Source organism: Psychrobacter sp. Sarcosine-02u-2, assembly GCF_002836335.1.
Classification (GTDB): domain Bacteria; phylum Pseudomonadota; class Gammaproteobacteria; order Pseudomonadales; family Moraxellaceae; genus Psychrobacter; species Psychrobacter faecalis.
The window spans coordinates 1-21,993 of sequence record NZ_PJBX01000170.1 but is presented as its reverse complement, the minus strand read 5'-3'; the positions used below and the strand labels follow the sequence as shown (position 1 = coordinate 21,993).

18 protein-coding genes are annotated in these 21,993 nt (G+C 44.5%); 12 read left to right on the top strand and 6 right to left on the bottom strand.

Going from position 1 to position 21,993, the window contains the following annotated elements:
• Nucleotides 1–93: 93 nt before the first annotated feature.
• Nucleotides 94–1,428, bottom strand: coding sequence for a DUF445 domain-containing protein (locus CXF58_RS09790; RefSeq protein WP_068407450.1), 1,335 nt, complete (start codon nt 1,426–1,428; stop codon nt 94–96).
• Nucleotides 1,429–2,020: 592 nt separating this feature from the next.
• On the opposite strand from CXF58_RS09790, the gene mrdA reads away from it, so the two are divergent.
• The 8 genes from mrdA (at nt 2,021) to scpB (ending at nt 10,085) form a co-directional block, all read left to right on the top strand.
• Entirely contained in the window at nt 2,021–4,003 is a 1,983-nt protein-coding gene (gene mrdA / locus CXF58_RS09785) for a penicillin-binding protein 2 (RefSeq protein ID WP_068407453.1), read from the top strand.
• Between the two features lie 50 nt (nt 4,004–4,053).
• Nucleotides 4,054–4,740 carry a 16S rRNA (guanine(966)-N(2))-methyltransferase RsmD gene (gene rsmD / locus CXF58_RS09780; protein WP_068407456.1) on the top strand — a complete coding sequence of 229 codons (687 nt, stop codon included), beginning with the start codon at nt 4,054–4,056 and terminating at the stop codon, nt 4,738–4,740.
• A gap of 211 nt (nt 4,741–4,951) precedes the next feature.
• Nucleotides 4,952–5,380, top strand: coding sequence for a 50S ribosomal protein L13 (gene rplM / locus CXF58_RS09775; protein ID WP_068407459.1), 429 nt, complete (start codon nt 4,952–4,954; stop codon nt 5,378–5,380).
• A gap of 10 nt (nt 5,381–5,390) precedes the next feature.
• Nucleotides 5,391–5,777 (top strand): 30S ribosomal protein S9, encoded by a 387-nt coding sequence (gene rpsI, locus CXF58_RS09770; RefSeq protein WP_068407462.1) that lies wholly within the window; start codon nt 5,391–5,393, stop codon nt 5,775–5,777.
• Between the two features lie 415 nt (nt 5,778–6,192).
• Nucleotides 6,193–7,296: an LpxL/LpxP family acyltransferase gene (locus CXF58_RS09765; RefSeq protein WP_068406077.1), complete on the top strand. Its 1,104-nt coding sequence runs from the start codon at nt 6,193–6,195 to the stop codon at nt 7,294–7,296.
• 164 nt (nt 7,297–7,460) lie between these two features.
• Nucleotides 7,461–8,540, top strand: a complete 1,080-nt coding sequence (locus CXF58_RS09760; protein ID WP_068406074.1) for a tryptophan--tRNA ligase — start codon at nt 7,461–7,463, stop codon at nt 8,538–8,540.
• Nucleotides 8,541–8,666: 126 nt separating this feature from the next.
• The gene (locus CXF58_RS09755) at nt 8,667–9,515 is read left to right on the top strand and encodes a segregation and condensation protein A (RefSeq protein ID WP_102077387.1); all 849 of its coding nucleotides are present in this window, start codon (nt 8,667–8,669) and stop codon (nt 9,513–9,515) included.
• Nucleotides 9,516–9,539: 24 nt separating this feature from the next.
• Nucleotides 9,540–10,085, top strand: coding sequence for an SMC-Scp complex subunit ScpB (gene scpB, locus CXF58_RS09750; protein ID WP_102077369.1), 546 nt, complete (start codon nt 9,540–9,542; stop codon nt 10,083–10,085).
• A gap of 41 nt (nt 10,086–10,126) precedes the next feature.
• Here scpB and CXF58_RS09745 read toward each other — a convergent pair whose 3' ends face one another.
• The 5 genes from CXF58_RS09745 to rplU form a co-directional block, all read right to left on the bottom strand.
• A complete protein-coding gene (locus tag CXF58_RS09745; protein ID WP_323807199.1) occupies nt 10,127–10,639 on the bottom strand; it encodes an IS630 family transposase in 513 nt (170 codons plus the stop codon).
• A 41-nt stretch (nt 10,640–10,680) separates the two neighbouring features.
• Nucleotides 10,681–11,184: a winged helix-turn-helix domain-containing protein gene (locus tag CXF58_RS09740; RefSeq protein WP_102077367.1), complete on the bottom strand. Its 504-nt coding sequence runs from the start codon at nt 11,182–11,184 to the stop codon at nt 10,681–10,683.
• A gap of 146 nt (nt 11,185–11,330) precedes the next feature.
• Nucleotides 11,331–12,017, bottom strand: a complete 687-nt coding sequence (lolA, locus tag CXF58_RS09735; protein ID WP_102077366.1) for an outer membrane lipoprotein periplasmic chaperone LolA — start codon at nt 12,015–12,017, stop codon at nt 11,331–11,333.
• Nucleotides 12,018–12,367: 350 nt separating this feature from the next.
• On the bottom strand, nt 12,368–12,625 hold the full coding sequence (gene rpmA / locus CXF58_RS09730) for a 50S ribosomal protein L27 (RefSeq protein WP_055123782.1): 258 nt from the start codon (nt 12,623–12,625) through the stop codon (nt 12,368–12,370).
• A 91-nt stretch (nt 12,626–12,716) separates the two neighbouring features.
• Entirely contained in the window at nt 12,717–13,028 is a 312-nt protein-coding gene (gene rplU, locus CXF58_RS09725; protein WP_025652795.1) for a 50S ribosomal protein L21, read from the bottom strand.
• A 761-nt stretch (nt 13,029–13,789) separates the two neighbouring features.
• Between rplU and CXF58_RS09720 the strand changes: the two genes are divergently transcribed.
• The 4 genes from CXF58_RS09720 (at nt 13,790) to CXF58_RS09705 (ending at nt 21,885) form a co-directional block, all read left to right on the top strand.
• Nucleotides 13,790–14,719 (top strand): polyprenyl synthetase family protein, encoded by a 930-nt coding sequence (locus CXF58_RS09720; protein WP_219621729.1) that lies wholly within the window; start codon nt 13,790–13,792, stop codon nt 14,717–14,719.
• A gap of 680 nt (nt 14,720–15,399) precedes the next feature.
• On the top strand, nt 15,400–16,794 hold the full coding sequence (locus tag CXF58_RS09715) for an efflux RND transporter periplasmic adaptor subunit (protein ID WP_102077365.1): 1,395 nt from the start codon (nt 15,400–15,402) through the stop codon (nt 16,792–16,794).
• 34 nt (nt 16,795–16,828) lie between these two features.
• Nucleotides 16,829–20,077, top strand: a complete 3,249-nt coding sequence (locus tag CXF58_RS09710; RefSeq protein WP_102077364.1) for an efflux RND transporter permease subunit — start codon at nt 16,829–16,831, stop codon at nt 20,075–20,077.
• Entirely contained in the window at nt 20,074–21,885 is a 1,812-nt protein-coding gene (locus tag CXF58_RS09705) for an efflux transporter outer membrane subunit (RefSeq protein ID WP_102077363.1), read from the top strand. Before CXF58_RS09710 ends, CXF58_RS09705 begins: the two co-directional genes overlap by 4 nt.
• Nucleotides 21,886–21,993: the final 108 nt, after the last annotated feature.

The following is a 21,993-nucleotide window of genomic DNA, read 5'->3' as shown; positions in this document are numbered from 1 at the left end:
AGAAGACTTACAGCATGGTACATTAGCGTCAACTTGTCACGTTTCTGTATCCACTCTGTAGGCGATATGTGTAAAGAACATAAAAACCCTTTCTCACTGCATGGCAGGGAAAAACACCAAGACCAGATGCAACCAACCTGCCAAGAAACCTGTCAAACCGCCGAGTATAATCAGCGTCATCTCATCTTCGCGAAAAGCGGGACGCAATAGGTTTTGAAACTCATCAGGGGATAGCGCGCGAATACGATCGCGAAATAGCCCAAATATTTTACTGGCACGGCTTTCATTAAGTTCAGGGTCTCGCAGTGGCACCATAGTCGCGACGATGGATTTGTCGATAATGGTATTTTTCAATTGCCCAAACTCGCGGCGACCCAGTCCAACCCGCAATGTGGTACTAATGACCGGCGATTCTAACACTTTATACAAATGCGATTTCATCAACTCACGCGTTTCGGCGGCGCGGTCACCATACATCATCTCATTCATGATGTTTTCTAAAGTGACCAAATCTTTGACCACAATCTCAGCAAAAACCTCAGACACTTCCTCTTGGCGCTTCATAAAACCGCCTTGGAAACGGTACTGCGCGATATGCGGCAGTTGCGGCTTAATAAATGGGAAACGGCTTTGTAGCACAAAAAACTTCACATACGGAATAAAACGTGGCTCAACTGGGTTAAACACCATCCAAATCGCAATCCAGTTGGTCAAAAATCCCCAAATAGCGGCAAAAAACGGTACCGTCCAATGCTGCGGTACCACCAAAAATATAAACATTTGGATAATACCGAATACAAGGCCAATCAAAGCACTGATATGCCAGATAAAATCAATCTCTTTTTGCCCAACTTTTAAAAACATATTGACCATCAAACGCCGGTCACTTTCCATTTTATTGACAATCATTTTGCGCATATCGACCAAATCTTCGACGTGATAGGTCAAATCGGTCACCAAGGATTGCATGATATTTGGCAACTCTTGATGCGCTTGGGCATAGACGCGGCGCTTTAACGCATAAGGCAGATTGCCCCACAGCGCTGGCGAATGGTCAAGCATAATCTCATCAATCAAACTCTCAAGGTTTTCATCGACCGTATCGGTGATAAATACCGCCATCTGTTCTGGCTCCATCGCCTGAAAAAACTCATCGAGCGAACCCAGCTTTGAGAGCGTCTGATCAACAATCACGCCCGATATCTTGCCTGCCTTACGTGGCACAATCCCTTGCCAACCCAATCCCGGCAAACCAAAGAATGGAAAGTTTGGAATCCGAATACCCCAAAATTTAATCGGATAAAATAGCATCTTGAGTGCCATCCACACGTGTATCCAAGTGACAAATGCAGTCACTGGTGGAATGGTCAACATAGCAAAAAACTCGGGGTGTTCCGCTATCGTCTGCCACAATGAATTTGCATCCATGACTCTAATTATCCTTGAGGTGATGATGGTCGTTGTTAAGCAAATATCCTTAGTCGATTAAGAACGCTCAATAAAAACGCTCTATCCTCAATAACCACTAAATTAAATAACGCTATAGATGCGATAAGTGGCTAAAATAAATCGCCTGATTTTAGCATACTTGCTATTTATTAGCACATATCAAGCCTTGGCAAGTTGTGACTAGCGATGACACGTTTTGCGCCCTACTCACCACCCTAAACCTTTACTATCATTTAATGATGTTAAAAATGGCTAAAGAACACTGTCGATCATGGCAATAACGATCCTCACAAAATAGACGACTGCCTACTGCGCGCAAGTGTTTGTTCTGTTATAATTTGCGGTTGCTTAATGCTACTGGCTAGCTGAAGACGGTAAGTAAATTATTTGACCTTTTTATTGATAAATCATCGCGCTATGTTATTGAAATACTTTGTCTTATCCTTTATGCTCACCCCGCTTTAGATAAACAAAAAAATGACTGTATCTTTCTTGGCTTTATTTATCTGTGCTTAATCAACCATCACTTTATCAACGACCGTTTTACTGATCGTCTGGGTACTGACTTTATATGAACAAACCGCTCGCGTCCGATACTGAACAGGTCAATCGTATTTTTACCAGCCGCATTATTATCCTTGGACTGTTTATGTTTGTGGGCTTGTTGGGTTTGATCGCGCGGTACGGTTATCTGCAAGTGTATGCTCATGATAAGTACACTACCCAAGCCGATAACAATCGCATCAAGCTCATCTCTGCGCCGCCCAGTCGCGGTTATATTTACGACCGTAACGGTGTGATTCTCGCTGACAATCAGCCCGTATTTACCGCTATGCTCAGCCCTGACGAAGTCGAAGATCCAGAGCGCACGCTAAATCTGCTCGCGCCCATTTTTGATCTTACCGAAAAAGACATTACCGATATTTTGGCCCGCGTTAGCAAAACCAAAAATGACCCAGTGACAATCAAAATTGATTTGACCGAAGCGCAATTGGCGCAGTTTAGTGAACGTCAGCCTTTTTTTCGTGGCATCAGTATTCAGAGTAAACTCACGCGCTCGTACCCTTACGATGAGCTATTTGCCCATGTGATTGGCTATGTCGGACGTATTAACGATAAAGAATCCAAGCAAATTAATAAGGATCGCTACGCAGGTACTGATCTTATTGGTAAAATTGGTATTGAAGATTTTTATGAAGATATCTTGCTCGGACAGCCCGGTTATCAGTCAGTAGAGACCGATGCTCATGGCAATATTCTACGTCAACTTGATACCAAAGCGCCCATTGCGGGCAATGACATCACGCTTAGTCTAGATTATGGCTTGCAAACCATTGCGCAGCAGCAGCTTGATGGTCGCCGCGGCGCGATCGTCGCTATCGACCCAAAAAACGGCGATGTTTTGGCTTTTGTTAGTAACCCAAGCTACGATCCCAATCCTTTTATTTCGGGTATCTCTTTTAAGGACTACGGCGCTCTGCGTGATGATGTCGATCAACCCCTTTATAACCGCGCGCTACAAGGGACGTATCCGCCCGGCTCAACCATTAAACCTTTTGAGGGTTTGGGCGGTATTCATTACGGCCTACGAGATTGGGAAACGACCATTTATGACCCGGGTTATTTCAGTCTACCCGGCGATTCGCATCGTTTTCGCGACTGGAAACGCGGTGGTCACGGCACGGTAGATTTAAAGAAATCCATCATGATGTCGGTAGATACCTATTATTATAAGTTGGCGTATGAGATGGGGATTCAGCGCCTTCATGACTGGATGGTGCGCTTTGGTTTTGGTGAGCAGACCGGTATTGACTTACCCAATGAAAAATCAGGCGTTATGCCGTCACCAAAATGGAAAAAAGACACCTATGATAAAGGTTGGTTACCAGGTGAAACCATCTCTGTCAGTATCGGCCAAGGGTATTTTTTAGCCACGCCATTACAGATTGCCAATGCCACCGCCATGACCGCCAACAAGGGTTATCACATCACCCCGCATTTATTAAAAAGCAGCGATGGCGCGGCGGCCGTTAACGTGATTAGCAAGCCTGATGGCAAAATTGACTACAATGGTAAACCGTCAGATTGGACGCGTATGCACGATGCGATGGAACAAACGGTTAAGGCAGGTACAGCGCGTGGCATTTATACACCGCGCTATCGCATCGCTGGTAAAACCGGAACGGCGCAGGTCAAATCTATCGCTCAAGGTAAAAGCTATAATAAAGCGGCACTCGATAAACGTCACTGGGATCATGCTTGGTTTAATGGTTTCGCGCCTGTAGAAGAGCCAGAAATCGCCCTTTCAGTACTGGTCGAAAATGGCGGCGGCGGTAGTGCCGTTGCAGCGCCTATTGGTCGCGCCTTATTTGATTATTGGATGCTGCAGCGTAAAACCGACCCTATTTTGCCGCCAACCGCCGATGAACTAAGGGCCATCAAACGCCAAAAGGCTTTTGAAAAGGCCATGCGCGACGCCTTACGTGATAAAGAGCAAGCGCTAGCGGAAAAAGCCGAGGCGCAAGGTGCCGAGAACGCAGCCACATCTGAATAAAATATATAAAACGAAATGCACCGAATAAAAAGCTGTAGATAAGAGACACTATGAAGAAACTCTCAAATGGTCGCGAACAAAAGAAAAATCATAAAGCAAAAAACGCAGTAGCGGGAGACGTACGTATCATCGGCGGGCAGTATAAACGCCGTATCGTCAGCTTTATCGATGCCGAAGGTTTGCGCCCGACTCCTGACCGCCTGCGCGAGACCTTGTTTAATTGGTTGATTGCCGATATTCATGACGCCAAAGTACTTGATAGCTGCGCTGGTAGCGGCGTTTTAGGCTTTGAAGCCTTATCACGTGGCGCGGCTCATACAACCTTTATTGAAGTAAGTTCAGCGCAAGTCACTATGCTGCGCCAAAGCGCCGAGCAATTACGCTTAGATGCCAGTAACTATCAGATTATTCAAGGCACCGCCGAGCAGGTACTGACGCAAAACCAAACGATACAGCGGCATTTTGATATCGTCTTTATCGACCCGCCGTATGCGCAAGATTTATGGCAGCCGATTTTGACAGCACTTATTAAACAGTCTTTAATCAACACAGAAACGCTGATTTATTTAGAGGCGGATAAAGATTTAACCCTGCAACTGGACCAATTGGTAGCAAGTATTAACGAAAGCGCTGAGCCGCTAGCAGATATAGCGCAAAGCCTAATACGTTTTGAATGCTTAAAACAGACCAAAGTTGGGCAAGTTGTCGCTGGACTTTATCAGCTTTCAGCGTCATAATTGTCAGGTTAATAAAAGCCATTAACAAATTTTGAAAATGTTTAAAACCGCTAAAAAACTGGCCAACGCTGCAGTTTAATGTATATAAGGCGAAAATAAACCCCAATGCAGCTTGCAAGCGTAGGCGCTACTGCTTATAATGTGCAGTCTGTTTTTTGAGAGCCCCGTTCCCAGCTAAACTCTCAACGAATTCTAATTTTAAGGTTTTATCATGAAAACACTTAGTGCAAAACCAGCTGAAGTGACCCATGACTGGTATGTCGTAGATGCTGACGGCAAAACCCTTGGTCGCTTAGCTACTGAAATCGCTAGTCGCTTACGTGGCAAGCACAAGACTTGTTACACGCCGCACGTAGATACTGGTGATTTTATCGTTGTTATCAACGCAGAAAAAATCGCGGTAACGGGCAAAAAAGCGCAAGACAAAAAGTACTATCGTCACAGTGGTTACCCAGGTGGTATTAAAGAAACCAACTTCACCAAGCTGATTGCACATAAGCCTGAAGATGTTCTACATAAAGCGGTTAAGGGTATGCTTCCAAAAGGTCCTCTTGGCTACGCGATGATCAAAAAGCTGAAACTATATGCGGGTACAGAACATCCACATGAAGCTCAGCAACCTAAAGAACTAGACATCTAAGGATATACTTATGGAACGCAATTACGGAACTGGTCGTCGCAAAACTTCTACCGCTCGTGTCTTTTTAGCGAAAGGTACTGGTAGCATCGTTGTTAACGGCAAACCACTTGATGAGTACTTCAGCCGCGAAACATCGCGCATGGTTGTTCGTCAGCCTTTAGAACTACTTGAATCACCTACTGCTTATGACCTATACATCACTGTAAAAGGTGGCGGTATCAGTGGTCAAGCGGGCGCAATCCGTCACGGCATCACGCGTGCATTGATTGAGCTTGACGAAGCCAACAAACCTGCTCTAAAAGCAGCTGGCTTTGTTACTCGTGACTCACGTCAAGTTGAACGTAAGAAATTGGGTCTACGTAAAGCACGTAAACGTCCACAATTCTCAAAACGTTAATCAAAGCTATCTCTTCTCTTTTTACGACTGCCTTCTTTTTCTCAGAGTCGCTGCAGCAGTATTAAGCAAAAGAGTAGATTTGCAAAACCTTATAAGCTGGTCTCAGTTTATAAGGTTTTTTTATGGCTATTTTTTAGCGCTGCTGTTTTAACTCTATAGTGAGTGAAAAGTAATATCGATACATCACGCACTGCTGATATCCATTTTTCTTGCTTGCTGTGCCTGCGCAGACAGAGGCTACAAAAAATTGATATCAGCAGTACCGTAGTGTTTTTAGGATATTTTGACTATATTGTTTAAATGCCTAATAGTTTAAAGTCCTTAGCTCTCGTTGTCGTTAGTTTATTAAATCCTGCTTGCAAACTTAGCCGTGCTCCCCCATCATAATAATAACTTTTATTACACTGTGCTCATTATGAAAGCCCCCGAACAATACGATCCTAGTAACCCATCAAAAACGGATATGCCGCCGCCTACAGGTAAGCATAATAAACAGAGTGAAATGGTTAAGTCGCCCGCCATTCCTGCTGGCATGCCTACAATTACGCAAACGCATAAGCAAACGGCGCAAGCAGAAAAGAAACCCTTTCAGTGGCAGTTTTTATTACCAAAGTATTGGGGTATCTGGCTGTTATTGGCAATTATCATGCCGATGATATATCTGCCACTGCGTTGGCAATTTTGGTTGGGTCGTAAACTGGGTATTTCAATCTATAAACTAGCCGGCTCGCGCAGACGTGATACCTTAATTAATTTAAGATTGGCTTTTCCAGAAAAGCCCGAAGCTGAGCGCGAACTGATGGCAAAGCAAGTTTTTGTCAATCAAGGTATTGGGGTGTTCGAGACCTTATGCGCTTGGTATCGTCCTAATATTTTTACCCGTACGGTTTCTATCTCGGGCTTACAGCACCTAGTGAATGCCCAAAACCAAGGTCGACCTGTGATTTTACTTGGGGCCCATTATACGATGCTCGATCTTGGCGGCATGCTCTGCACGCAGTTTTTTGCCACCGATTGTATGTACCGCCCGCAAAACAATCCGCTTCTTGATTGGTTCATTTATAACGGACGTACTAAGATTTTTGGCAAGCAGATTGCCAGCCGTGACATGCGTAGTCTTGTTAATTCTATTAAAGCTAAACATGTGATTTGGTACTCACCTGACCAAGATTATGGTCTTAAGCAAGGTGTCATGGCGCCGTTCTTTGGTGTGCCCGCTGCTACTATTACTGCTTCTCGGCGGATGGCAAAATTGGGTGACAAGCAAAACCCACCGGCAATCATGGCCCTGCATACTTATCGGCAAACGCCTGATAACCTACCAAAGGGCAAACGTCCGCATTATCATTTGACCATTACGCCAGAGCTAGAGAACTATCCGAGCGATGACGAGGTTGCCGACGCGACCCGCATTAACGAGGTGCTAGAAGGCTTGATTCGTATCGATCCGACCCAATGGATGTGGTTCCATCGTCGCTTTAAAAACAGCCCTAACGGTCGTACCGATATTTATAAGTAGGTTTTGATTCCCCAAAAAATAGCTGCGAAATTTGCTATACTTTGCAGCTGATATTTTATCAGCTCTATTATTTACCTCGATAACTTATCTATTTTAATAACTCACTCATATCAATAACTCACCTGCATAAATAACGATGTGAGAAATAAAATAACGGATTTTTCATGAGTACTCAAACTGACACAGCTGTAGACAGTTCTAAACAAGAAAGTAAACGTATCCTAACCGGCATCAAACCGACGGGCATTCCTCATTTAGGTAATTACGTTGGCGCCATTCGCCCAGCCATTCAATCGATTCAAGACAGTGATGATGAGGCTTTTTTCTTTTTGGCCGATTATCATGGCATTATCGGCTGTTATGACCCTGCTGTCATTCATGAATCGACCAAAATCATTGCCGCGACATGGATTGCCTGTGGTCTTGACCCTGAACGTGTGACCTTTTATCGTCAATCTGATGTGCCAGAGATTCCAGAGCTTGCATGGATTTTAAATTGCTCATGCGCCAAAGGGCTGATGAACCGCGCGCACGCTTATAAAGCGGCTGTCGATATCAATACCGAAAAAGCCGACGTTGATCCAGATCAAGGGATCAATATGGGTCTATTTGGCTATCCAGTGCTGATGGCGGCCGATATCTTGATGTTTAATGCGACTCATGTACCCGTCGGTCGTGACCAAGTACAGCATATCGAGATGGCACGTGATATCGCTGGTACATTTAACCATCGTTATAAACCTCTCTTTACGCTACCATCAGCGGTTGTTGATGAAGATATCCCGCTATTGACAGGACTTGATGGTCGCAAAATGAGTAAGAGCTATGGCAACACCATTCCTCTATTCGGTGACCCTAATCCACAAGTCAGTCCTGAAAAGCAAATGCATAAAGCCATCATGAAGATTGTCACCAACTCACAACTGCCTGCTGAACCGAAAGACCCTGATGATTCTGCCCTTTTTGAGATTTATAAAGCCTTTGCAACGCCTGCGGAGATTGCTGATATGCGTGATCAATATGCAGCTGGTATTGGCTGGGGCGATGCCAAGCAAGCATTGTTTGATAAAATCAATAGCGAGATTGCCCCATTCCGTGCTCGTTATGAGGAACTGATGGCCAATCCAAAAGAGCTAGAAGAAATCTTACAAATGGGCGCAGAAAAAGCCCGTCGCCATAGCCGTAAACAGCTCGATAAGACGCGCCGCGCTATTGGTATTCGCCCCCTTGCTAAGCTTAAGTAAGTCTTTGATTACTTTTACTCACAGTAATCAGGGCGGATGCTAAAGGTGCAGACAGTATTGAAAAATGAAACAGCGGCTTTACCAAAAGCCGCGTTTTCCGTAAGCCTGCATAAAAACGCTAAGTTTATGGATAACAATGGCAAACATCGTATTTCAATCAATAATGATATGGCGCTGCGTATTTATCAGACGCCAGTGCAGCATCTACCAGAAGATCTCTATGTACCACCGCAAGCCTTTGCCATTTGGCTTGAGCAATTTGCTGGACCCTTAGATTTTTTATTATATCTGGTCAAAAAGAATAATGTCGATCTCACCCAAATGCCGATATTGCCGATTACTGAGCAGTATTTGGCTTATATTAGTGAGCTAGATACCGAGCATTTTGAATTGGCCGGTGACTATCTGCTGATGGCGTCGACCTTGATTGCCATTAAAACCGAGCTGCTACTACCAAGGCCTGAAACGCCAAGCGATGAGCGCGACCCAAAAGCTGAGCTGATTGAACGCCTTGAAGAATATGCGCAAATCAAAGTGGCCAGTCAACGTTTGGACAATCTGGTACGTCTCGAGCGCGATGTATTTTTGGCGCTGGTCAGTGTGCCAAGTCTAGACGTTATGAATGCCGAACTGCCCAATTATTCGCCAAACCTTTTGATTGATAGCTTATTTAAAATGCAGTTACAGCCCGACTATCAAATGCATAATATCAAAGTTGATGCCGTGCCTCTTTCTGATCGCATCGCTAGTATTAGCAGACAACTAAGCACGGATGGTGCACGCTCGTTTTATGAGCTACTGGATAAATCCCAAGGTAAGATAGGCGTCGTAGTCAGTTTTGTCGCGGTACTTGAGCTAATGAAACGGCAGTTGGTTGGTGTCGTGAATAATAAGCCAGAAAGCCAGTCAGCTGCCCATAATGAAACCGCAGCAGACCGCCATATAGGACAATTAACGTTACAGTGGCTAGCTTAATGGTTTTAACAGAGAATACGTGCAATGACAGATAGGCAAAATCAAGATTTAGAAGAAATCAGCAAGCATATCGAAGTACTCCTGCACGCTTCAGAAGCGCCCCTGACTGCCAGTATTTTAAAAAAATATCTGTCATTAAACACTAAAGAGCTTACGCAAGCGTTAGCGCTATTACAACAACGTTTGGATACTGGTGTGCTGACCTTACATGAAACGGCTAGCGGCTATCGACTGCAAGTTGCCGACGACTATAGTGCATTAATCCAGCGTGTCTTTCCTCAGCGTCAAGAGCGCCTGAGCCAAGCCCTGCTTGAAACCTTGAGTGTCATCGCCTATAAGCAGCCGGTGACCCGTAGTGATATCGAGCACGTGCGCGGTGTGACGCTATCAAGTAATATCTTGCGTCAACTGTTTGATAAAGGCTGGATTGAAGAGAAAGGTTATAAAGAAACCTTGGGACGCCCTGCATTGCTACATACCACAGCGCAATTTTTAGATGCGTTTGGATTGACCAATTTAGATGAGCTACCGCCACTGCCCGATATGGAAGCCATCAAAGCTTTGTCTTAGTACCAAGTCGTTATTTCCTATTGATTAAAGTAATACCAATTCTAAAAAATAACACTCAAATCATACCACTCCCGCTGAGTGATAGACCTAATTAAGTTAGTCTCATTACACAGTGCATTCCAAGCGTCACATGCCGCATTGACAATCGCATCATAACTCTCAAAACAGCGATTAGATAACCAATGCTGTTTAAGGTACTGCCACACCTGTTCAGCAGGGTTAAGCTCAGGTGAGTAGGGAGGCAATTTAAGCATGGTCACATTGTCTTGATCCAAACTTGGTTGGTGCCATAACGCTCCATCCATGACCACCACGGCATGCCGACCTTCAGGAACAGCTTTACTAATTTCCTCCATATGCAATGCCATGGCTTGCTTATTCACATAAGGTAGAACAAGTCCAACACTCTCACCTGTCGCCGGATTAAAGGCACCAAACAGATAAGTCGATTCAAACTGCTGTTGCCTGACTACTCGGGGTCTTTGTCCTTTATAGTGCCACACCCTTGTGATAGCGCCTTGTTGGCCAATACGTGTTTCATCCTGAAACCATATATCAACTTGCTTGATATCAACACCATCAGGTAGAACTTGCTTTACATGCTCAAGGAAGTTTTTTTATATGCCTCCATGACTTTAGGATCCGCCTTAGGATGCTGACTACGCGCAGATATCCAGCTCATACCAATACGTTTCATGAGAGGGTAGATCGCTTTAGGGGTATAGTTGGCGTTAAATTGTTCCTTGGCGATTTGTGCGATGTCTTTTGCGGTGAGCCTGCCACCACCTCTTTGCTGCTGAGCTTCTACTATCGCTTGTTTGAATGGTTCTATGTCTTGTTCTGCTAAAAGACTCTTTCTGCCTCTGCCAGATGAGTCATAGACACTAGTGATACCATGCAACCAGTATTTCCTTCTTATGGTATAGACGCTTCTAGGGTTATAGCCAAAGTTCTCTGCTACGGTCGCTATAGGATGACCTTGACTCAGTTGATGCAGCATGAGCAGTCTGATTCTAGCTCTGGCATTGCCTTCTGTTTTAGACAATTGCAGAAAATCGTGGTCTGTGAGTTTATGATTTCTAGGGGTCTTTTCCGGCATATGATTCTATTATGTTTTTGAGGTGATTATATTGTATATTATTTTGTGGAATTGGTATAAAATCTGTATATCTTGGACTTATAGCAATAAAAAAGGACAGGCTTTATAAGCGTGTCCTTTTTTTATAGGCTCAATCCGTAAAAGAATTATTGATTAATAATATCAACGCCCTTTGGCGGCGTGAATTTAAACTGACTGCTATTGATACTTGGGTTCATTTTAATACCGCTAAACTTAATCGTCGTGATTTGTCCTAGCGTATCATTCAGCACCATCATCACAGGTTTGCCACCACTAAAGCTCATCGATAAGCTCTTAAAGCTGGCGCTATCTGATTTTGGATAGAGCACATAGTAGTTTTTATTGGCATAAGGCTGGGTGATTTTAAAGTTTTTATCAATCTTGCTTGGGTCGCCTGATAACAATAACGCTGGCGTGTTACCTACCTGGCTATCGACATTTTGCTTGGTCGCTTGTTCCAAGTCTTTGTCATAAACCCACATTGAGCTGCCATTCGCTACAATAAGCTGCTCTGACGGTGATTTGGTCTCCCAGCGAAAGTTATTTGGACGCTGAACACTCATGGTACCGCTAAAAGTACCGCTATTCGCGCCTTTGGTGGTTTGACTAAAGTTAGCGGTCATGCTTTTGGTGTTGCTTAACAGCTTATTTAAGCGTTTAGCGGCCGTTAAATTATCCGCAGGAGCAGCGCTTGCCGTTTGGGTCAATGCTACCATCGGCGCTGCCACCCCAAGCGATGTCATCAATACGCCCGTTAAAGCGCCGCCCATCAATTTTTGTTTTAAAGTGGTTTTTTTTGATAATACAGTCATTATAAATCCTCTCTCAAATGCAAAATAGCATAAAAATAATACGTGTTAATTAAAATTTTTGTTTTCAATAAGTGCTTATCTCGTGCCAAAAAAACGACGTCAGTAAACAATGCAGACAGTGTGCCAGTTTTTTTATTACGCGCCTAGTCATGATTTGCAATCATTACTACCGTTGCCATACGCGCTTGTAACCAACAGAGTTACACGGCATATAGCGTTGTTTATTCTTTACTTTAGCTGTTTTTCATGTAAATGAGCGCCATAAAAAAGCCCTTACTACCAAAGGGTAATAAGGGCTTTTTTAGTCATCGGATTATGTTAGTTAATAACTACATAACCTAGATGGGCAACTATGCGCTTTCAACCATAACATAACGGCGGTTGAATTTACCTTTGGTCGCAAACTTTACCACACCGTCATTTAATGCAAATAAAGTATGGTCACGACCCATGCCAACGCCTTCGCCTGCGTGGAATTCTGTACCACGTTGACGTACGATGATGTTACCAGCTGTGATAGCTTGGCCACCAAAGATTTTAACGCCTAGCATTTTTGGGTTTGAATCACGACCGTTACGGCTCGAACCGGCAGCTTTTTTATGTGCCATGAGAAAATCTCCTTGTTAATGTGACTTATCGCTAATGCGACAACTCTTAAGCATTTAGTGCGCTATTTAGCAGTAATTGCTAAGTGAATAATTAGGCATTAATCGCTTTGATTTTTAACAAGGTATACCATTGGCGGTGACCTTGCTCTTTGTGATAATGCTTACGACGGTTGTGTTTGATGATACGGATTTTTTCGCCGCGACCATGCTCAACTACTTCAACTTCTACGCTAGCGCCTTCAACGATAGGTTGACCGATTTTGACAGTTTCACCGTCAACAACCATCAATACGTCTTCAAATTTGATTGTTTCGCCTTTTTCTGCTTTTAGTAATTCAACTTTTAAAAGCTCATCGACCACAACACGGTGCTGTTTACCACCAGTTTTGATTACTGCGTACATTGTCTGACTCCGTTTAACCCGTGTGCCGTGGCTGATATTATATCAACGCTTCAATAACGAACACGACAGGGAAAAATTAAAGGCAAGATTTTACGGCTTTTTGCTCATAAAAGCAAGCCGCGCCTCTTGTTTTTGCAAGGTGGTAATAACAATCATAGCGATTGATATACGTCTCTAAAAAAGCGATAGATTTCACTGGCAAAGGTAGTGACTACCGATATTAAGATAAACCGCTCTATGTAGATACACTATATCAAACGCGAATGGGTTAAAATCCAACAGCCGCTATTATAGCTTATATAATCAGTAACTTACAGTTTTTTGTAAATATAAACCTTATTAACGATTATTATTAATAAAATATTGCTAATATAAGTGGCTCATTAAAAAAATCTAACCAGTTAACTTTTAAAAATGATAGAAATCAAAAGGACAACACGTCGCTATATTAAAAGTCCTAACTTACTTTCTGCTATACTTAAATCAACCATTGACCTAAACAGCTATGCTATTATGCGTCAAACGCTAGCCTAACTATTATTTGCTGCAAGCATTATTATAAATAGACCGCTATCTAAACTCATTTTTCATTTTTTTCATTTTTTTCATTGGTATGACGACTCATTATGACCAGTAATTCTTTATCGAACGCCGCCGCAACCTCAACCACGCCATTAAACGTTCTAACCAGTACGCCAAGCTCTGCCGATACGCTAAGCTATGCTGATATCCAAAGTATCGTTGCTAACGATTTTGAGATTATGGATAAGCAAGTCTTTGGCAGCTTGAATTCTAAAGTCCAATTGGTGATGAGCGTTTCGCAGCATGTGATTAATGCTGGCGGCAAACGTATGCGCCCGCTGATTACCTTATTGTGCGCGCGCATGTTTAACGACGAGCCATCGCAGCAAGCGATGCATCTGGCGGCGATTACTGAGATGCTGCATACGGCAACCTTGGTACATGATGATGTGATTGATGAGTCAGGTCAACGCCGAGGCAAACCAACGGCTAATGCTACTTGGGACAACGCCACTGCTGTGCTGGTCGGCGACTATTTAATCGCCCGCGCTTTTAACTTGTTGGTTGGTTTTCAAAGCTTGCCGTTATTGCAGGTATTCTCCGATGGTACTTGTGATATCGCCGAGGGCGAAGTCTTACAGCTACAGCATCAGCATAACCCTGCAGCCACTGAACAAGACTACCTAAATATCATTGATGGCAAAACCTCACGCTTATTTATGATGGCGACCCAAGGCGCGGCTATCTTGCAAAATAGAACGGAGCATCTGCAAGCATTGGCTGATTTTGGTCAACACTTCGGTAACGCTTTTCAAATCGTCGATGATGTACTCGACTACAGTGGCGATAGTGAAGTGATGGGCAAGAATTTGGGTGATGATTTGGCAGAAGGCAAACCTACGCTGCCAACCATCAAGGCGCTTGAATTATTAAAAGACAGCGATAAAGCAGGCTATGAGCAATTACGCCTTGCGGTGCAAACGGGTAAAACGCCAAACGCTGAGCAGCTTATCGAGCTCGTCCGTCAGTCAGGTTCGCTTGAATACTGTAAAAAGCGTGCTTTGGAAGAAACCAAACTGGCACAGCAAGCGCTAAGCAGCTTACCTGATAACCGCTACCGTCAAGGGCTATATCAGCTGACTGAGCTTGCTAGCGCGCGGTTAGTGTAAATATTGCTAGCCTATTATATTATAGATGCTTAAAAATATTATTGATGCTTAAATGTTTAGGCATCAATAAAAAAGTATGTGACTATTTAATTTTTAGTTAAGTTTTACTTTATAATAAAAAATAAATAAAATGAGAAAACAAGGTTGCTATACACGCAGTTTTCTCATTACCCATCACTTTCTTCGTTCAATTGCTCTTATTTTTCCCTGAAATTTTAGCGTTCACACTTAAGTATTGCTAAAACACCGTTTTTCTGTACATGCCATTTTCTACTGTATTTTTATATGGTTTTCTTGCTACTATCTCTGAATCGTATTTAAAAAAACAAAATTTAACAATATTTTGGCGCTGTATTCATTACCAATCTTACAAAGTATTTAGAAGGTTACGCTTGTATTATCAATGGTTGTTAGATTTTTATTGAGAAATGAGCTTATCACAAGGTAGATGAAGGTTTTTTTGCATCTTGACTGTGGGGTATACCCTATAGTTTATAATCATGCATTACTTTAAATCTGCTTAGCCGATTGTTCTTTGTTTAGTTATTATATTATCTATTTAGTAATGAACTCTAACAGCGGTAAAGACATATTACGTTTCATATTTACTTCGTTAAGATTTATCCCTAAACTTTTTAAACTGTAATTATTATATGATATTTATATTGCCGAGGACATTGATGAAGCACTCTACTCTTGCGCTTGTAATAGCATCTGTACTATCTGGCGCTGTATTGGTCGGCTGTGATAAAAATGAGGACGCAGCTGGGGCAGCGGCGCAGCAGCAGATGCCACCTGCCGTCGTCAACGTTCAGACTGTCACTCTAGATACCGTACCGCAAGTACAAACCTTTGCTGGACGTACCGCCGCTTACCAAACCGCCGACGTTCGCCCACAGGTAAACGGAATTATTGACGAGGTGTTGTTCCGCGAAGGCAGCAACGTCAAAAAAGACCAACCTTTATACCGTATCAATACCGACAACTACGCGACGTCTATCACCAGTGGGCAGGCGGCCATTCAACAAGCTGAAGCCAATTATCAGACGGCGTTAGCAAACAACGCCAATGCCAAAGCTGAGCTGGTCAGTCGCCAAGCGTCTTTATCGCAAGCGCAAAATGACTTAAATCGCTTGCAAGGCTTGATCGAAATTGACGCCATCTCAAAGCAGCAATACGACCAAGCGGTTACCCAAGTTCGCACCGCACAAGCAGCAGTCGAAAGCGCGCGTGCGGCGATTGGGCAAACCGAAGCTGGTATTGAGAGCGCTAAAGCTGGTATCCAAACAGCAAAAGCAAACTTACAAGCCAGTACACTAGATCTCAACCGTACTATCGTACGGGCACCGCTCGCAGGTCGTACTGACCGCTCTAGCGTTACTGCTGGTACCTTGGTTAGCGCCGGACAACCAGATCCTTTAGTGACTATCTCGCGCTTAGATCCTATCTATGTCGATATCAGCCAGTCATCCTCTGAGCTGCTTAAACTACGCCAGCAAATTTCTGCTGGTAAAGCACAGGCGGGTATGAATTCGGTTGAGTTGGTATTAGAGGACGGCTCAACGTATCCGGTACGTGGCGAGCTTGCATTATCAGAAGCAAAAGTTGATGAATCAACCGGTGCGGTGACCTTACGCGCGGTCTTCTCTAATAAAAACAATATCTTATTGCCTGGTATGTATGTCAGCGCCCGCTTAACCCAAAGCGTCATTACCAATGCCGCCTTGGTACCGCAAAGTGCCGTGATGCGTACATCTAAGAGTGAAACCCAAGTTTACATCGTTGATGAGAACAATAAAGTTCAAGTACGTCCTGTCACTATTAATGGTACCTATCAAGGGCAATGGGTCATCACAGACGGCCTACAAGCAGGGGATAAAGTGGTGGTTATCGGCGGTGCAAAAGTGAAGCCTGAGCAAGAGGTGGTCGCCAAACCATTACCAGATGCCAATGCAGCCCCTGCTAAGCCAGGTGCACCTACTGCCCAAACGCCGCAGCAAGCTGCAAAAGCGATGGATAAGCCAGCTAGTAAAGATGCCGCTGCTAAAAAACCTGCAGAATCTACCGCTAACTAATTCCATTCAAAGATAGGAAGACTAGGGATATACTATGTCACGTTTTTTTATTAATCGCCCTATTTTTGCATGGGTGATGGCTATTTTGGTCATGCTCATCGGGGTGATATCGGTCATTAACTTGCCGATTGAGCAGTATCCACGTATTGCACCACCAACGATTTCGGTTAGCGCAAGCTATCCTGGTGCCAACGCTCAAACCGTTGAAGATTCCGTTGTGCAGATTATTGAACAACGTATGAAGGGTCTTGATGGTCTGATGTATATGTCATCGTCAAGCTCGTCAAACGGTGGCGCATCAGTAACCTTGACCTTTGAAAACGGTACTGATTCTGATACCGCACAGGTACAGGTACAGAATAAACTTCAAGCCGCCATGAGCTCATTACCTGAGTCGGTACAGCGTCAAGGCGTCAACGTCAATAAATCCTCTAGCAGCTTTTTAATGGTGCAAGGTTTTATTTCTGAAGACGGCAGCATGGATCGCGCAGATATCGCCGATTATATCAACTCAAACGTTGTTGACCAGTTAAGCCGTGTTGAAGGTGTGGGTGAAGTGCAGGTGTTTGGTTCGGCTTATGCGATGCGTATCTGGCTTGACCCTTCTCTGTTGCGTAGCTATAACATGGTGCCATCTGATGTGGTGAACGCTGTACGCTCGCAAAACGCGCAAGTGTCTGCCGGTCAGCTAGGACAAGCGCCTGCTGATACCGATCAACAGGTTATCAACGCTACCGTGACGGTGCAAAGCTATCTACAAACCCCTGAAGAATTTGAAAACATTCTCTTAAAAACCGATACCTCTGGCGCAAAAGTTCGCTTAGGTGATGTTGCAAAAGTTGAAATTGGTAGTGAAAACTATAGTGTTATTTCACTATATAACGGTAATGAAGCAGCCGGTCTGGGTATCTCATTGGCCGGTGGTGCAAACGCGCTGGAAACTCGCGAAGCGGTTGGCGCACGTATGGCCGAGCTGGAAGCAAACTTCCCAGCGGGTCTGGTATCAGTAGTCCCTTATGACACCACGCCGTTTGTACGTTTGTCTATCGAGCAAGTGGTCAAGACGCTGATTGAAGCAATTGTCTTGGTATTTATCGTCATGTTCATTTTCTTACAGAACTGGCGTGCGACCATCATTCCGACCCTTGCCGTTCCTGTGGTTTTATTAGGTACCTTTGCGGTACTCTATATTGCAGGCTTTAGTATCAACGTCTTAACCATGTTTGCCATGGTACTGTCCATTGGTCTACTGGTCGATGACGCCATTGTGGTGGTAGAAAACGTCGAGCGTATTTTGGAGGAAGACCCTCATATCTCCATTAAAGACGCTACCCTACAATCGATGCGCGAGATTAGTAAAATCGTTATCGGTATTGCCTTGATTCTATCAGCGGTATTCGTACCGATGGCCTTCTTTGGTGGTTCAACTGGTGTGATTTATCGTCAGTTCTCAATCACCTTGATTACTGCCATGGTCTTATCGGCATTGGTCGCGCTTATCTTTACCCCTGCTCTGTGTGTGACCTTGCTCAAACGTAGCAAAAGCCATGACAAAGCCTCGACAGAAGAGAAAAAAGGCTTCTTTGGTTGGTTTAACCGCTCTTTTTATAAAGTCAGCCGTAGCTATGAAAACTCGGTTGGTAAAAGCTTCCGCTTTAAATGGTTATACTTAATCGGCTATGCTGCCATCATCGGTATTATGGCAGTGGTATTCTTACGTATCCCCGGCTCGTTCTTACCAGAAGAAGACCAAGGTATTATGTTTACCTTAGTTCAGCTTCCTGCTGGTGCGACGCTGGATGAAACGCAAGATGTACTCGATAAAGTCAGTAATTATTATGATACCCAAGAAGGCGATAATATTGCCTCTGTCTTTACCATTGCAGGTTTCAGTTTTGCCGGACAAGGGCAAAATATGGGACTGGCATTCGTACGTTTATCTGACTGGGCTGATCGTCCCGGTGCAGAAAACACCGCAAAAGCGGTGGCCGATCGTGCCATGGGTTACTTCTTTACCCAGTTAAATGAAGCCCAAGTATTTGCGATTGTACCGCCCGCGATTACCGAACTTGGTAACGCCAGTGGTTTTGATTTAATGATTCAGGACACCGGCAACCTTGGGCATGATGGGCTACTTGAAGCTCGTAATATGCTCCTCGGTATGGCGGCGCAAAATGACAAAGTCGCAGGCGTTCGTCCGAACGGTCAAGAAGATGCACCACAGTTAAAAATTAATATCAACCAAGAACAAGCTGCTGCTTATGGTTTGTCATTGGGTAATATCAATAGCGTCATCTCTACCGCTTGGGGTTCAAGCTATATCAACGACTTCGTCGACCGCGGTCGTATTAAGCGTGTGTTTGTCCAAGGTGAGCCAAGCAGCCGTACCAATCCTGATGATATCGGTAAATGGTTTGTCCGTAACGATACCGGTGATATGATTTCATTCGATGCTTTCTCTAGTAGCGAATGGCAATCAGGCTCTCCGCGTCTGACCCGTTATAACAGCTTACCGTCGATGAATATTCAAGGTAGTGCCGCGCCCGGTTTAAGTACGGGTGAAGCAATGAGCTCCATGGAAGCCATAATGGAGAAGATGCCTGAAGGTGTTGGCTATGAGTGGACAGGTATGTCACTTGAAGAGCAAAAGTCAGGTGCCCAAGCGCCGATGCTTTATGCACTGTCAATCTTAGTGGTATTCTTATGTCTAGCCGCCTTGTATGAAAGCTGGTCTATCCCCTTCTCTGTCCTATTGGTTATCCCACTTGGGGTGCTAGGTGCGGTGATATTTACTTGGCTACGCGGCTTTAATAACGATATTTACTTGCAAGTTGGTCTACTGACGGTGGTTGGTCTATCGGCCAAAAACGCCATCTTGATTATTGAGTTTGCAAAAGAACACCAAGAAGAAGGCTATAGTCTAAAAGAGGCGGTCATGACAGCGGCGCGTCAACGTCTGCGTCCGATTATTATGACCTCACTTGCCTTTGGACTCGGTGTTGTGCCATTATTCATCGCCACAGGTCCGGGCTCGGGCAGTCAAAACGCCATCGGTACTAGTGTGGTTGGTGGTGTTGTCACCGCGACTATCTTAGGTATCTTCTTTATTCCGATGTTCTATATTTGGGTACGTAGTATGTTCCCGCATAAATATGAGAACAACAAACCAAACGATAGAGATGATGGCAATGACGGCACACCTGGCCCGCAAAACCCAACGCCTTCTGACCCAATGCCTTCTGAGAGTTATCAGCCTGTAAGCCTTGGAGATAATACACAATGAGTGCTCAAAAAAACATTACCTTAAGCTCAGCAGTGGTAGCAAACATTGCTACCACTGCGCAACCGGCGCTTGCAGTACTGCGCAAAAATGGCGGTCGTCTAATCGGCTTGACTGCTTTAGCGTTAAGCATGGCGGCTTGTAATACCATTCCAAAAGCGGATATGCGCCCTGTCCTTGCTGAGCCGAATATCCCTATCGGACAAACTTATGGCGCGTTTGATAAAGAAACCGTGAGTAGCGCTGATCAGCCAAGTATCGCCGGTCAACGCTGGCAGAATTTCTATAGCGACGAGCGCCTAAAAGGTCTGATTGCCCTAGGTTTAGAGAACAACAAAGACTTTGAAAGCGCCCGCTTAGCGATTGAAAAAGCACGTGCGCAGTATCAAATTACTGATCTCAATGACCTGCCTAGAATTGATGGTAGCGGTGGTTATACGCGCCAAGCGCAAAACAGAACGGATAAAAACCCTAACAGCTCATATAATGTCAATCTTGGCTTGGCCAACTATGAGTTAGACTTTTGGGGTAAAATCGCCAGCTTAAAAGAGCAGGCGTTACAGAACTTTTTAGCGACTACCGCAGCGAAAGACACCACCCAAATCAGCTTGATTAGTAATATCGCTCAAAGCTATGCCAATTTGAGCTATAGCCTTGCGCAGTTAAAACTGGCTGAAGCGACGGTCGAAAGCCGTGAGAAGTCTCTATTTATCGCTGATAAACGCTTTGAAGCGGGTATAGATCCCAAACTGCCGTCTTTGCAAGCCAGTGCGTCACTAGAGAATGCCAGACTTGCCGTTTTACAGGCGCAAAGCAGTATTTTAAGATCGCGTAATGCGCTGCAGTTTTTGGTCGGTGGACCCATTCCAACCAATCTTATTCCAGCACCTGCGGTCAGCAATATCACAAGCCAGCAGATATTTAGCGCCGGCTTACCAAGTGAATTGCTGCGCTATCGCCCTGATGTATTGGAAGCAGAGTACAGTCTAAAAGCCGCTGGTGCCAATATTGAAGTGGCGCGCGCCTCTTACTTCCCATCTATTAGCTTAGCCAGTAGCGTGGGTGTGAGTAGTGGCAGTTTGGATGATTTATTTAAGAGTGGTTCGGTTGGCTGGTCATTTGGTCCAAGTATTAGCGTGCCTATTTTTGATGCGGGCCGTTTAGATGCCAATTATGATGTGGCGAAAATTGAGCGCGAACAGACGCTGGCAAACTACGAGCGCTCTATTCAAACCGCTTTCCGTGAAGTATCGGACGTCCTAGCGACACGCGCGACATTGGGCGACCAGTTGGCCGCGCAGTACCGTCTGCAAGACAACTTTGAACAAACGTATCAGATTGCCGATGCGCGCTTTAAAGCGGGTATTGCCAACTACCTAGATGTACTCGATGCGCAGCGTTCGCTATTCTCAACGCAGCAAGGTATCTTGGACTTAGAGCTACAAAAAATTATCAGCCAAGTTGAGCTCTACCAAGTGCTAGGTGGCGGTGCCAACCTTGATGTACCAACGGTCATTCCTGTACCGCATAAAAACTTGGTGCAATTGGTCAATCTACCGGCCAATAGCAATAAAGCAAAAGCAGCCGATGCTATCGAAGCTGTCAGCTCTGCTCGCGTGGCTTCTGCACAAGAAGCGCAAGCAATTAAGCAGGCACAGCCAATAGAGAAAGCAACTTTTAACCCAACAGCTGTTGTCGATGTCAATAACGATGGCAAAACAGACGCTGCCGTCGGCGTGGTCACTGAACAGACCATTACGAAAGAGGCCAATGTTGAGCAAGTACCGGTCACGCAGATTAATGAGCGTTAAGTAGCTGTAAAGGTTGTGGGAAAATTTTCCTCACCTTGATAGTCGATATCTACAATCAGCCCTACCGACTTGGTAGGGCTTTTTGCTTTCGATAGTCACTATTGGTTA

Excerpts from the sequence above, each read along its gene's own strand:
- CXF58_RS09790 (WP_068407450.1), bottom strand. The coding sequence starts at position 1,428 with ATGGATGCAAATTCATTGTGGCAGACGATAGCGGAACACCCCGAGTTT.
- mrdA (WP_068407453.1), top strand. The coding sequence starts at position 2,021 with ATGAACAAACCGCTCGCGTCCGATACTGAACAGGTCAATCGTATTTTT.
- rsmD (WP_068407456.1), top strand. The coding sequence starts at position 4,054 with ATGAAGAAACTCTCAAATGGTCGCGAACAAAAGAAAAATCATAAAGCA.
- rplM (WP_068407459.1), top strand. The coding sequence starts at position 4,952 with ATGAAAACACTTAGTGCAAAACCAGCTGAAGTGACCCATGACTGGTAT.
- rpsI (WP_068407462.1), top strand. The coding sequence starts at position 5,391 with ATGGAACGCAATTACGGAACTGGTCGTCGCAAAACTTCTACCGCTCGT.
- CXF58_RS09765 (WP_068406077.1), top strand. The coding sequence starts at position 6,193 with ATGAAAGCCCCCGAACAATACGATCCTAGTAACCCATCAAAAACGGAT.
- CXF58_RS09760 (WP_068406074.1), top strand. The coding sequence starts at position 7,461 with ATGAGTACTCAAACTGACACAGCTGTAGACAGTTCTAAACAAGAAAGT.
- CXF58_RS09755 (WP_102077387.1), top strand. The coding sequence starts at position 8,667 with ATGGATAACAATGGCAAACATCGTATTTCAATCAATAATGATATGGCG.
- scpB (WP_102077369.1), top strand. The coding sequence starts at position 9,540 with ATGACAGATAGGCAAAATCAAGATTTAGAAGAAATCAGCAAGCATATC.
- CXF58_RS09740 (WP_102077367.1), bottom strand. The coding sequence starts at position 11,184 with ATGCCGGAAAAGACCCCTAGAAATCATAAACTCACAGACCACGATTTT.
- lolA (WP_102077366.1), bottom strand. The coding sequence starts at position 12,017 with ATGACTGTATTATCAAAAAAAACCACTTTAAAACAAAAATTGATGGGC.
- rpmA (WP_055123782.1), bottom strand. The coding sequence starts at position 12,625 with ATGGCACATAAAAAAGCTGCCGGTTCGAGCCGTAACGGTCGTGATTCA.
- rplU (WP_025652795.1), bottom strand. The coding sequence starts at position 13,028 with ATGTACGCAGTAATCAAAACTGGTGGTAAACAGCACCGTGTTGTGGTC.
- CXF58_RS09720 (WP_219621729.1), top strand. The coding sequence starts at position 13,790 with ATGGATAAGCAAGTCTTTGGCAGCTTGAATTCTAAAGTCCAATTGGTG.
- CXF58_RS09715 (WP_102077365.1), top strand. The coding sequence starts at position 15,400 with ATGAAGCACTCTACTCTTGCGCTTGTAATAGCATCTGTACTATCTGGC.
- CXF58_RS09710 (WP_102077364.1), top strand. The coding sequence starts at position 16,829 with ATGTCACGTTTTTTTATTAATCGCCCTATTTTTGCATGGGTGATGGCT.
- CXF58_RS09705 (WP_102077363.1), top strand. The coding sequence starts at position 20,074 with ATGAGTGCTCAAAAAAACATTACCTTAAGCTCAGCAGTGGTAGCAAAC.